The organism is Pseudidiomarina sp. CB1, from assembly GCF_024752025.1.
Classification (GTDB): Bacteria; Pseudomonadota; Gammaproteobacteria; order Enterobacterales; family Alteromonadaceae; genus Pseudidiomarina.
In genome coordinates, this window is the sequence record NZ_JANTPU010000001.1 from 253901 (window position 1) to 266800 (window position 12900).

General features: G+C 51.0%; 10 protein-coding genes. 2 read left to right on the plus strand and 8 right to left on the minus strand.

Features of this window, described 5'->3' with window-relative positions; genetic code table 11:
• Positions 1 to 10 precede the first annotated feature (10 nt).
• The gene (gene asnB, locus NV375_RS01170; protein WP_258806609.1) at positions 11 to 2026 is read left to right on the plus strand and encodes an asparagine synthase (glutamine-hydrolyzing); all 2016 of its coding nucleotides are present in this window, start codon (positions 11 to 13) and stop codon (positions 2024 to 2026) included.
• 24 nt (positions 2027 to 2050) lie between these two features.
• Here the strand turns inward: asnB and NV375_RS01175 are convergent, their stop codons facing one another.
• Positions 2051 to 3436, minus strand: a complete 1386-nt coding sequence (locus tag NV375_RS01175; RefSeq protein WP_258806610.1) for an alkaline phosphatase — start codon at positions 3434 to 3436, stop codon at positions 2051 to 2053.
• Between the two features lie 196 nt (positions 3437 to 3632).
• Here NV375_RS01175 and NV375_RS01180 point away from each other — a divergent pair, with 196 nt between their 5' ends.
• On the plus strand, positions 3633 to 4085 hold the full coding sequence (locus NV375_RS01180) for an Hsp20 family protein (protein WP_258806611.1): 453 nt from the start codon (positions 3633 to 3635) through the stop codon (positions 4083 to 4085).
• A gap of 23 nt (positions 4086 to 4108) precedes the next feature.
• Here the strand turns inward: NV375_RS01180 and NV375_RS01185 are convergent, their stop codons facing one another.
• The 7 genes from NV375_RS01185 to mfd all read right to left on the minus strand — a co-directional run bounded on the left by NV375_RS01185 (position 4109) and on the right by mfd (position 12792).
• On the minus strand, positions 4109 to 4936 hold the full coding sequence (locus NV375_RS01185; RefSeq protein WP_258806612.1) for a PDZ domain-containing protein: 828 nt from the start codon (positions 4934 to 4936) through the stop codon (positions 4109 to 4111).
• Positions 4933 to 5343 carry a hypothetical protein gene (locus NV375_RS01190; protein WP_258806613.1) on the minus strand — a complete coding sequence of 137 codons (411 nt, stop codon included), beginning with the start codon at positions 5341 to 5343 and terminating at the stop codon, positions 4933 to 4935. Before NV375_RS01190 ends, NV375_RS01185 begins: the two co-directional genes overlap by 4 nt.
• Complete coding sequence (locus tag NV375_RS01195) at positions 5340 to 5885, minus strand: RNA polymerase sigma factor (RefSeq protein WP_258806614.1); 546 nt, start codon at positions 5883 to 5885, stop codon at positions 5340 to 5342. The genes NV375_RS01190 and NV375_RS01195 overlap by 4 nt, the downstream gene beginning before the upstream one ends.
• A gap of 81 nt (positions 5886 to 5966) precedes the next feature.
• The gene (locus NV375_RS01200) at positions 5967 to 7748 is read right to left on the minus strand and encodes an ExeM/NucH family extracellular endonuclease (protein ID WP_258806615.1); all 1782 of its coding nucleotides are present in this window, start codon (positions 7746 to 7748) and stop codon (positions 5967 to 5969) included.
• A complete protein-coding gene (locus NV375_RS01205; protein WP_258806616.1) occupies positions 7717 to 8211 on the minus strand; it encodes a MarR family winged helix-turn-helix transcriptional regulator in 495 nt (164 codons plus the stop codon). The genes NV375_RS01200 and NV375_RS01205 overlap by 32 nt, the downstream gene beginning before the upstream one ends.
• 2 nt (positions 8212 to 8213) lie before the next feature.
• A complete protein-coding gene (locus NV375_RS01210; protein WP_258806617.1) occupies positions 8214 to 9320 on the minus strand; it encodes a peptidoglycan binding protein CsiV in 1107 nt (368 codons plus the stop codon).
• Positions 9313 to 12792: a transcription-repair coupling factor gene (gene mfd, locus NV375_RS01215; protein ID WP_258806618.1), complete on the minus strand. Its 3480-nt coding sequence runs from the start codon at positions 12790 to 12792 to the stop codon at positions 9313 to 9315. Before mfd ends, NV375_RS01210 begins: the two co-directional genes overlap by 8 nt.
• Positions 12793 to 12900: the final 108 nt, after the last annotated feature.

Genomic DNA, 12900 nt, shown 5'->3' on the forward strand with positions numbered 1-12900 from the left:
TTAAGCAAACATGTGTGGTATTGCAGGAATTTTTAATCTGCGTGCGGAGCAAACGCCCGTCGCGCAAACGCTTGTGAATATGGCCGCAATTATGCACCACCGCGGCCCCGATGGTTTTGGCTATCAGATTATGGACGATACGGGGGTTGGCTTTAGTCATGCACGGTTGTCGATTATTGACTTGAATGAGGAGCGTGCGCGGCAGCCGTTCGTTTCTACCGATGGCAACTTGCTGTTGGCACATAACGGTGAATTTTACGACTTTAAACGTATTCGCGCGGACTTGACCGCGCAGGGCGCGCGGTTTCGGACCAAAAGCGACTCCGAGATCGTGATGCATCTTTTTCAACGTGAAGGGTTGGATGAAACGTTAAAGCATCTACGTGGCGAGTTCGCTTTCGGCTTGTACGACAAACAAGACGATAGCATGTACTTGGTGCGCGATCGTTTCGGTATTAAGCCCTTGTATTACACGGAAACCGACGAAGGTGTGGTGTTCGGTTCTGAGCTAAAAGTGCTGTTTGCGCATCCGTCAGTGAAGCGAGAATTTTCTTCTGAGGGTTTGTATCACCAATTGATTCAAGTGATGGTGCCAGGCTCAACGGCCTTCGAAGGTATTCGCCAAGTGCCACCTGGTCACGTCGTCAAGGTTCAACGTCGCAACGGCAAGCTCGAATTGTCAGAACATAAATATTGGGATGTAAACTTTCCGCAAGAAAGCGAGTATCCGGGTGATGATGTCGACGAACAGCCCTATATTGATGGTGTCCGTAAACACTTATTAGAAGCCGTACAACACCGTCTAACAGCCGATGTACCAGTGGGTTGCTACCTCTCTGGCGGGATCGATTCATGTGCGATTTTAGGGCTTTCTGCAGCGGCAACTCAGACCTCGGTGAAAGCCTTCACGATTGGTTTTGATTCCGACGACTATGACGAAACACCCATCGCCCAAGAAATGGCTGAAGCTACGGGAGCTGATCACCACATCATGCGTCTTAACGCTGATGATTTGTATGATCACTTCGTGAAGACCATTTGGCACACTGAGCGAACGATATACAACACCTTGGGTGTGGCCAAGTACTTGATGAGCCAGCAGGTCAACCAAGTGAACTATAAGGTGGTTCTAACCGGTGAGGGTTCGGACGAATTATTTGCTGGCTATCCGGCTTTTCGTAAGGACATGTTCTTACACGGGCTTGATCACTTACCGGATAGTGAACGTGCGGCGTGGCAAGAATTACTCGAGAAAAACAACAAACTATTTAAGGGCGCAATGCTCGCTCGCGAAGAATTTGTCAGCCCCGCGTTTAACGCGAAAATGGGCTTCACACCGAGCTGCGTGCAACCGTGGTTGTCTTGTGCCAACGTAGCGTTACCTTTGATTGCGGAGCAACGACGCGGTGAAGTCGAAGACTATGATCCGGGTAAAGCTATTGCTGACACGCTTGATGCCAGCATGTTGAAAGGGCGTCATCCGCTCGATCGCGCGCAGTATGTATGGATTAAGACCATGTTAGAAGGTCAGATCTTAACGTGGGGTGGTGACCGGGTCGACATGGCGAACTCAATGGAAGCACGTCCAGCTTTTCTCGATCATCACTTGGCGGAATATGCTTTCACTGTGCCGCCGCACCTGCGCATTAAGGGGAATAAAGAAAAGTATGTGTTGCGAGAGGCGATGAAAGGCTTATTGCCCGAAACGCTCTATAAGCGTGAGAAATTCGCTTTTATGGCGCCACCAGCGCATACCGATCCGAAGAAGTGGCAAGCGGTGCTGAAGTTAGCTGAACAGTTCTTGTCGAAAGAAGCGGTCGAAGAGGCAGGGTTGTTAGATTTTGCTGAGGTAGAGCGTACCTTTGCCAAGCATGAATCCGATGAAGTCAGCATTGATGAGAAAGTGCAACTTGACGCCGTGATTAATCACATGCTCGGTGTGCAAATTCTACATCATCACTTTGTTAAAACGGACGTGCCTGAAATGGCCGCACAGCGTGCCAAAGAACTCGGTTGGCACGCATAATAGCAAGCAAGCTGCAGATCGTGCTTAGCGCACGATTTGCAGCAATACTTTCGCGATATCTGTATTGTCTTTGTAGCCGCGTAACTGTTCGGCATAGGGACCTGACGCCATAATCGGCACATCCACCGCGGTGTGGCCACTGGTGGTCCAGCCGGTTCGCGTAACTTCGCTAATGAGTGCCACCAAAGCTTGATGGATGCGTTTCTCATGGTCTTTGCGGTCTCCGCTGCCACTCATTTCTGTCGCTAAGAGCTGTTGCCACTGTTGCTCGGTAAGCGCTAAATTGAGACGTGGCGCAAGGTAATCACGCCATTCATCCCGTGAACGCTCGAGTAGGCCGCCGACCAGTACTTCTAATGAATTCTCGATGGCCATCACGCGTTCAGAGTACCATGCGTATTCGCCGCCTTGGCCAAGGGTCAAACCACCGGTAGAGTGGTCAGCTGTGACCACAATGAGTGTGTTTGGATGCTGCGCTTGATAATCCTTAGCGACTTGTAATGCCGCGGCAAAATCGCCAACTTCATGAACGGCACAGGCGATATCGTTGGCGTGCCCGCACCAATCAATTTTTGAACCCTCGATCATCAGCGCAAAAGGTTGACCAGACTTGTCCTGCTTTGCCGTGAGTAAGCGTAATGCATTGCGTGTTAACTGGGCCAAGCGCGGCTGGTCATCAACCGTATAAGGCAATGCTACGGGTGCGAATAGACCTAATACCGGTAATTGCTCAGTCGCTTCCAGCGCTTGATAATCATCAACAATGGTCATGCCTTGGGCGCGAAGCTCGGGTAGCCAGTCCTTATCGTCACGTTTGAAGTAGCTCATACCACCGCCAAGCAGAACATCGAAGCTCCATAATTCGTCTTGCGCGCCAAATTTAGTACTGGCAAAGGAGTCGGCAATGGCGTTGTACATGCTCCGTGAAGGGTGGTGCGTAAAAAACGATGCCGGGGTGGCATGGGTCACTTGTGAGGTCGAAACCGCACCAGTGAGCCAACCATGCTCACGCGCTTTTTCCATCAGCGTTTGCTGCGGATGCTGCTGGCTATCGACCCCGATCGCCCCGTTGTAGCTCTTAACACCGGTCGCCAAGGCGGTAGCGCTAGCGGCGGAGTCAGTGACCCACGTATCATCGTCAGGGTAGGTCGTTGCGGCGCCTACCAGCATGTCATCGAAAGGTGTCTCGATGAGCGGCTGGCCAATTTCACTGTGGGCGTAACGGTAGGCTGAAATGAACTCAAAGCCGGTACCGTCGCCAATCAGAAAAATAATATTAGGTGCGGAACCAGCCCCAGCAACTTTGCTCTCAGCAGTGGCTAAGGTTGCATTAGTGGACGGCGCTGGGGTTTGTGAGCAAGCGGTTACGGCGACTGCCATAGCGCTCACCAAAAGTGTACGACGCAACATGTAAAACTCCATGGGCAAATTTAAACCCAAGCATAGTAGCACAGCGCAAATGACATTCGTATGACGCTGCGGCGAAGCAAAAAAATTTTCAGGTGAACTCTTGAATCGCGTTGATTTGCTCCTATTTATAAGTTGTACGCGATGTCTCTGAGAGAGTCGCGGCACTAACTAAACATTGCTTCTTAGGAGAATGATTATGGCTACTATTGATTTATCACCACTTTATCGCAGCAGTATTGGTTTTGACCGTATGGCACGTTTATTGGACTCAGCGATGCGCGCTGACGGTAACGCAGCTGGCGGTTATCCTCCGTACAATATTGAAGTTATCGGCGACAACCGCTACGCAATTACACTTGCAGTCGCTGGCTTTACCGATGACGAACTCAGCATTGAAGTTGAAAATGGTATCTTAAAAATCCAAGGTCGTAAGGACGAAGATACCGAGGAACGTCAGTACCTGCACAAAGGAATTGGCTTCCGCAGCTTTGAGCGCAAATTTAACCTTGCTGATCACGTTGAAGTGAAAGGTGCGAAGATGGAAAACGGTTTATTGACGATTGGTTTGGAAAAAATCATTCCAGAAGCCATGAAACCGAAGAAAATCGAAATTGGCACGTCACTCAACTTACTCGAAAACGGCAAGTAAGCTTGACTGCAACGGAGGGCGACTCAGTCGCCCTCACATGCTTGTTCAATTTCGCGCCAAACCACCGGTTGCCAATATTCTTCATTAAAGGTGCTAAGACGTTTTTCGCGCACAAACTTGGCCGCTAAGTAGTAGGTGGTGTCTGCTTTAATATCAATTTCGATTGCCTTCGCTTGTTGTATCCCTTTTTTACGTCGTACCCATGGATCAGAAATCAGTTCATGCAATTCAATCATGTGCTTGCCCGGTGAGAGTTTGATGATCGAGCGGCGAGGTGGCGCGTTTTCTCCATCTATCTCCGAAAAATAAGCCGGATAGAGGTCGCGGGTTTGCGGTGGCGTTGCGAATACGCTAATGCGGCCGCACGCATTACTGTCGGCAATATCAACTTGTTCATTAGCAACATCAACTTCAAGTCGCCAACCTGGAATAACCGTGGCAGCGACTTTTCCTACAAGTGTTTTTGTATTTTCGTCGCGCGCAACGATCACAATCAATTCGCTCCCGTGTTCGAGCCCTTCAAGATAGGCGATGATGTCGCCAAGGGCCTGTCCAGAGAACTTCTGCTGATCAATTTGCAATAATCGATCACCGGTGCGAACGCCCATGCTTGCGGCGACAGAGCCGTCACGAACGGACATAACTTCGCCATTCGGATGAATGACTGCACCCCAGTCGAAGTAACTGCGAGCGGGCTCCTCCATACTCACAACAGGATCTTTACCGTGTGCCTTCGCGGCTGCCACGGCTGCAGCTCGTGCATGTTCACGAGCTTTATGTTCTTGTGCATCGGCACCACCGGCGTTGGCGAATGCAAGACTTAAAGTTAGTAAGCTGAAAACAAATCTCATGACGAAGTCTCCTCTGCCGTTGAAACGGCGGTCAAAACCGCACGGCGTTGCCACAGTGCATCTATCTCGCTGGCATCAGCATCCTCTAAATAGGCGCGCTGTAATTGCTGATCCAAGGTATCAAGGCTGTAATTACCCGCTAACAACATCGGACTGGTGTTGGGTTGTGGCTGCTGAGTCGTTTGCGGTTGAATCACCACCAGCCATGCTACTGCGGCGGCAACCGCAACTGCAGGAGTTAGCCAAAATAGCCGACTTGGCTTGTGTGCGGTTTGCTGAGCGGGACCTAACTTCGCGCTCAATTCACGCCACTCTACAGCATGTTCTGGTTTTGCCGTTGCTTGTAGCCGTTGTTCGAGTAATTGCTCGGTTGCGCTGAGCTTACGTTTGGCCGGGTGCTGCTTCATACCTGACTCCTCTCTTTTAACTTCTTTAATGCTCGATGGTAGCGTTGGCGAATCACCACCGCAGTGGTCGCAAACATATCTGCCAATTCTTCATGTTGATAGCCTTCAACGAGGTACAACCAAATGAGTTGGTACTCATGATCCTCAAGGTGTGCCAGCAACTGTTCAATGTTGTCGAGTTGGGTCAACCAATCGCTTTGACTTAGCCAGTCTTGCGCATCAAGTTCATGATGTTCAGCGGCTTCGCTAACTGCATACTGGGGTTTGCGAAAGTGCGATAGCGCCGTGTTCACAGTGAGCTGTTTTAGCCAACCGCCGAGAGCTTTAGGGTCACGCAATTGAGTAATTTTCTGGAACGCAGTTAAAAAGACATCTTGGGTAAGATCGCGGGCTAACTCTTGATCGCGACACATCCCAACAAGTAGTCGCTGCACTGCCGGCTGAAAGGTCTCAAAAAGCAGCCGTTGGCTATCACGACGGCCACGTTGAGCTCCGTCAATGACGTCCTTTGCGACTTGTTGTCCGAACCCTTGTCCTGTCATAACGTTCCTGTTGCAACTTGTTCATTCATAAGATGCAACAGGACGTAGAGATGTGACAAGCTTTTGTTGTTTTCGAGCGGCTTAGAACTGTAGGTCGATAATCACCGGGTCGTGATCAGAAGAGCGGTAGGGCGACGGCGCATACCAATTGGGTTGCTGAGCAAAGTTGTCGTAGCCTAACGCGGTGGGTTCATCGGCATTGACCAGCCAATGTTGCTGTTGCAAGACGCGACCATGCAGCGCATCGGAAACCAAAATATGATCTAAACTGCCGGCTTGTGCATCATAAACATAGGAATAACCTTGTGGTTCGAAATGCTCGATACGGTTGTGATAACCCGCTTCGGCAAAAATCTGTAACGGATCTTCTTGGGCATAAGCGTTAAAGTCACCAAGTAGTACTTGCGCAGGCGTTTGTGCGAGCGTCGACTCAGCGGACATAAAATCAACTAACAAACGCGCTGACTCTGTGCGCGCCGCGTTCCAACAGGCTTGTCCGTCGCCTTGATTCGCGTTGGGGTCAGCGTCATCGCGCGGACACGAGCCTTTGGATTTGAAGTGATTAACTGCAACAGCGAAGTTTTCGGCACTGTATGACGGTTGAAAACGCTGAATCAAAGGGTAGCGACTGCGGTTACTGAACGGCCCGGTTGTCACCGTTAGCGGCCCGCCGACGGCTGTTACGCGGTCACCACGATAAATCAAACCGTTGGTAATCGAGGCGCCACCAAAAGTATCGTCGGCTGCTTGAATAAAACGCCAGTCGTGGTTCGTCGTTGTCCGCAAGCGATTGACTAACCGCACCACCGCGCTGTGATTTTGGTAACCGTCGTTTTCTAGTTCCATTAAGCCGATGATATCGGCGTCAATGGCAATCAGAGCGGCAATTATTTTGGCTTCTTGGCGCAGAAAATCTGCGCGTGTCTCGGCTCCACGGTCGGTCGGGAATTGTTGACTTGGGCCATTACCATTGAAGTAATTCAGCACATTAAACGTGGCGATCCGAATCACGCGGTCATCGTCTACTCGCGCGGGCGCTTCTGGTCGAGGATTACCTTGTTGAAAAGTGATTGCAGAAGTCGGTTGCAGGCGATAGCGACCGTTGTACTCGCTCAAAATACCGCGCATCGGCAGCACGGTATCGCCTGTCCGTAGCGTGTTCTCTGCACTTAATGCTGGGGCAGGGTAGTTAACTTGTGCTGGTTGCGGCGCCTTATTGTCATCAACAACTAAGCGTTTGAGTTCGTAGCTTGCGGCTAATTGCTGTGCCGCAGTACCTGGTGTCACGATCTGGGTTGGGGTATACAGACGTTCTGGCGCGACATCAAAACTGCCATGCCGACCAAGCAGGTAAGTACCATTAACGACAAGTTCCTGTGGCAGATGTACCAACTGACCTTCGAGGGCCTCAAAGTCAGCGAGCTTGGCGACCGGTAAACGCAATTCTTTGGCTGCAGGAATTTCACCAGTACCGCAGGTCGTGATTTTTAGCACATCGGTTAATTGGGTGAGCTGCTGTTGCTCGGCGACGACACCCTCTACGGCAATGCGATCACCCATAGCTACCGGTGTCACTGAATTGACAAAGATGCCAGCCGAATCATCTTGGAGGAAGAAACCGCCCAGCTCGTCCTCCGCTTGCCAACTTGCGGTCACAACACCACTTATACTCACTAATTGGCCGATCATCGGCGACTGCATTTGCTCGCCTTGGACGGCGGCGATGGTGTGCTCAGCTGTAGCGCAGTCGCTGGCAGCTGTTTGCCAATCGGCATTTGGTGAGCTAGAACAGGCCCCAAGGCTAAGACCAAGAGCCGTAGCGACAAGCAGTTTAATTGTTTTGCTGAAAGTGTTGTTGTGCATAGGTTCCTACTTCGAGTACATCGGCGGCATCAAGCCGTTCAGCGTCCATCATTGCGGCAATGCGCTGCATCGACGAGAGCAGTTGTGATTGTTCCCAGTCGTCCAGCGCCTGGAACTTACGAATAAAGTCTTCTTGTAAGGGTTTGGGAGCAGCGTTAAGTCGTTCTGCACCTCGAGGCGTCAACGACAATACGACGCGACGGCGATCTTGCGTACTCCGCTCGCGATGAATAAGTTCACGATGCTCCAAGCGATCAATGACATTACTTACCGTGGCTGGGCTTAGCGTAATGTTCTGCGCGACAGCACTGGCAGTAATACCATTAGGGGCTGCGGCGACTTCACGTAAGATGAGCAGCTGCGGCGCAGTTAATCCGGTGAGTTTATTCAACTGTTTTGAATAAAGGTCGGTGGCGCGGATAACCTTGCGCAATGCCAATAAAAGTTCTTCGTATTTTTCCATAACTAATAGCGTCTAGCGGACAGATCCGTGCGGCGTATTTGTACAGCAATGCCTAGTTTCGGATGATCAAAATAATGGGTTTCGTGACTGATCACGCGGCGTAACTGCTCAAGTTTGAAGCTGCGTAAAAACTCGCCGTCATGACGTGGTTGTAGCGCTCGCTCAGCCTGTGCGGCGAGGGCGGCGGGCTGCCAATTGACGGTATGAGGTTCACGTAGTTCTAAATCGCTCGCAATGTGCAGGTAGTTTCCTACAAGGTACACGTGCAAGGTACCGTCAAGCTCCCAGACTGCAGGGGCATCCGCTTCGCGCATTAAAAATGGCGGTGGTGCCAACGGTTGGTCCTCGCTGCGTGCACTAAACTGTAATTGCGTATCTTGTTGTTGTGCTAGCAGAAGTTCCAGGCGCTGCTCCAATTCATTCGGCGTTAGCTCGTTGTTGTCGTTGCTATACAAGTAGCCCGATGGAGCGAATCGCCCACCATAGTTTTGCCCGCCAAACAAACGCACCTTAAATCCGTCCTCTAAGCCAAAAACGGGTTGATACCAGCTCATATGCAGTAGCGGTGTGCCAACACCGCGGCGTGTGATTTGTTGGCGCATCTCAGCGAGTTCGAACTGTTCGGCGGGCGCAATATAAGGCAGCTTTGCCTTAGTTACGTCGCCACCGAGACCATCGATGACTTGCGCAGGCGCTCGCGATAGCGATGCCAGCATACGCTCACGGCGTTGCCAGTTCTGCGGTAATAACGGATCAAGTTCAGCAGGCTGCACACACCAAAGCGCAGCGGTAGAAAATGATTCATCGAGCGACGGTGGCGCACAACGCGGCAGGCCAGCTAAGGCACCGGTGATTTCTGGGACGTAATAGTCCACCAGTGGGTTATAAGCGGCATCAGTGAACGAGCTCGGCCCTTGCCATGGAAACTGCTCGGCAACGGTTTCGGTCGGGCTATGTTTAAATACCAGTACTTCTATCTCGAACCATCGCCATTTATCTTTAGATTGATTTGGCAAGGTTACCGATGCGGCAACACTTGGCACCGTCACGGCCAACACTAAAGCTGCAATGCACCGTTGTAATAGTTGAGATGTACCTACTTTATGCATTTTTGTCACTTTTTTCGGCTAACTCATTAACCACAGACTCTACCAGTTTCATGCGCTCTTGAGTATCGCTGATTTTGGCAAGAATGCGTAAACGGGTTGGCCCTTCCAGTTTATAATCCTGCGGATAAGTTTGAATAAGTTCAATCAAATAGCCGGGATTAACCTTGGTGTCTTCGGCAAATTCGAGACTGATCCCTTGCGGTCCGCCATCAATTTTGCGGATGCCCAGTTGACCAGCGCGATTCCGCAACTCAGTGATGCGCACAAGGTTCTTTGCGGCATCAGGCAGCAGCCCGAAGCGGTCGATCATTTCTACTTGCAGCGTGCGCAGTTCTTCTCCGGTTGTGGCACTGGCAATACGCTTGTACATGCTTAGGCGCAGGGTGACGTCACCAATGTAACTTTCTGGTAGGAGTGCCGGCACGCGCAAGTCGACTTCGCTTTGGGTTTTTAACAGGGTATCGAGAGCGGGTTCCTTGCCTTGTTGCAGTGCCGTAACCGCTTGTTCCAGCATGTCCATGTACAGCGTGAAACCAATGGTTTCAATTTGCCCGCTTTGCTCGTCACCGAGGAGTTCACCGGCGCCACGAATTTCGAGATCATGGGTGGCTAACATAAAGCCGGCACCAAGGTCTTCGAGTTGAGCTATCGCCTCAAGACGTTTTAACGCATCTTTGGTCATGCGTTTCGGGTGCGGTGTCAGCAAATAGGCGTAGGCTTGATGGTGCGAGCGTCCAACGCGGCCACGTAACTGGTGCATTTGCGCCAAGCCAAGATGGTCGGCCCGATCCATAATGATGGTGTTGGCGGTCGGTACATCAATGCCAGTCTCGACGATAGTGGTACAGACCAAAACATTAAAGCGCTGATGGTAAAAGTCCGACATGATGCGCTCAAGTTCACGTTCACGCATTTGCCCGTGAGCGATAGTGATGCGTGCTTCAGGTACCAATTCAGTTAAATCGCGCGCGGTTTTTTCAATGGTTTCGACGTTGTTGTGTAAAAAGTAGACTTGTCCGCCACGCAAAATTTCACGCAGAATTGCTTCCCGAATCGTTGGTGCGTCGTATTCACGCACAAAGGTCTTTACCGCTAAACGCTTCGCTGGCGGGGTCGCAATAATGGACAAGTCACGCACGCCATTCATCGCCATGTTTAGCGTGCGCGGAATCGGCGTAGCGGTGAGGGTTAAGATATCAACATCGGCACGTAGGCGCTTAATCGCCTCTTTTTGGCGAACCCCAAATCGATGTTCTTCATCGACAATCAACAGGCCGAGATCGTGGAACTTAATGCTGCCTTGCAACAGTTTATGGGTGCCAATAACGATATCAACCTTACCTGCTGCGATGTCTTCAAGAATGGTTTGTGTTTGTTTCGCTGTTTTGAATCGTGACAGCACTTCAATACGTACAGGCCAATCCGCAAAGCGGTCTTTGAAGTTTTCATAATGTTGTTGTGCGAGCAGGGTAGTTGGCACTAATACAGCCACTTGTTTATTGTCATTTACCGCAACAAAAGCAGCGCGCATGGCGACTTCCGTTTTACCGAAACCGACATCGCCACAGACCAAGCGGTCCATCGCCCGTGTGGACTGCATATCATCAAGAACTGCGGCAATAGCCTGCTGCTGATCATCGGTTTCTTCGAACGGAAAGCTGTTGGCGAAACGCTGGTACTCGCTTTGCTCCAACTGGTACTGATAGCCCGGCTTAGCTTCGCGTTGTGCGTAAACATCGAGCAGTTCTGCCGCAACGTCACGAATTTTTTCGGCGGCTTTACGTTTCGCGCGCTCCCACGTGTCATTGCCCAGTTTATGCAGCGGAGCATGGGCTTCTTCGCCACCACTATAACGTTGCAACACATGCAGCGAAGCTACTGGGACGTACAATTTGCTGTCGTTGGCATAAGAGATGGTGACAAATTCGGTGGTCATGCCGCCGGCTTCAATCGTTTCTAAGCCTTGGTAACGGCCGACGCCATGATCAATATGCACCAACGGTTGCCCGACACGTAACTCGGCTAAGTTGCGAACCATTTGTTCGCTGGTGACGGTTGCCTTTTGGTCACGACGTCGGCGTTGTGCAATACGGTTACCAAGGAGCTCAGTTTCGGTAATCACCGCCAGTTTTGCGTCATCCAGAACAAAGGAATTCACCAGCGGGGCAACGGTAATCGCTGTGCGGCCAACATGACTTTGCATGTCACGTAGATGTCGTAACTCAGCAAGTTCAAGTTGCAACGGTGCCAGTAGATCACGCAAGGACTCGCGCCGGCCAGCAGATTCAGCGGCAAACACGACGCGATAGTCGGCTTTGAATAGCTCGTTGAGTTTCTTACGTAAAGCTTTTAATGGGTCTTTAAGTTGGTGGTTTAGCGCGACCTCGCCAATGTTTTGCGTGACAAATTTTTGTAAGCCCGGTTGTGGTTTATCATCGGGGACGAAGGCACGAATGCGTGGCAACTGTTTGAATTGGCCGTGCAGCTGGTCCACTGCCATAAATACTTGCTGTGGCGGTAAGAGCGGGCGTAAGCGGTCGTAACGCCGCTGTTCATAACGTTGTTCAATGTCATGCCAAAGTTGATCAAGGCTGCCTTGCAGATCACCGAAAGTAACGAGGAGTACGTCTTCGGGCAAATAGTCAAAAAGGGTGGCGGTTGTTTCAAAAAAGAGCGGTAAATAATACTCTACGCCGCCGGGTAACTGCCCTTGAGAGACTTGATAGTAAACAGAGTCACGCTCGTTCGAGGCGTCAAACAGTTCTCGATAGCGAGCGCGAAATCCTTCGATTGCGGTTGGCGTGGTCGGAAACTCGTGCGCAGGGAGCAAGTCAATCGCATCGACTTCATCGGCTGACAGCTGAGTATCAGGGTCAAAGGTGCGGATGGAATCGACTTCGTCGTCGAAGAAATCAATCCGAAATGGGGTAGTGCTGCCCATCGGGAATAAGTCGAGTAACGATCCGCGCGCACAAAACTCACCGTGCTCCATAACTTGATTCACATGGCGGTAGCCAGCGCGTTCAAGTCGTTGGCGCAGCCGATAGCCGTCGAGTTGCTGACCTTTACTGAGCTGAAGAGCTTGACCGCTGACATAATCGACCGGCGCAATACGCTGGATTAATGTATTTAACGAGACAATAAGTGCGCCGGTTTGCATGGTAGGCAACTGTGCCAACACGCTTAAACGCTCCGAGATAATATCTTGATGCGGCGAAAAGCTATCGTAGGGTAGCGTTTCCCAATCCGGAAAAACCATCACCTGCTCGCCTTTATTGCTGAGGTATTCAATCTCATGCTCTAGGCGATGAGCCTGCGGCGCATCAGGTGTTACAATCAACACAGGCTTGTCGTGTTGATCGATGAGCTCGGCAAGGGCATAGGCCACGCTACTGCCCGCAAGTCCTTGCCAAGTAATGTCTGTTTGTGCCGATGGTGGTTTAGGTGGCGTTAGGATCGATGCCTTGCTCATAGGTCCTGCTTTGGTTACATCTCAAGTGGCTGAAAGTATACCTGAAACTCTGACTTGGATCAGTGCGCAGATTTCTTTATGCTTGCAGCGCGACCTCCATTATCAATT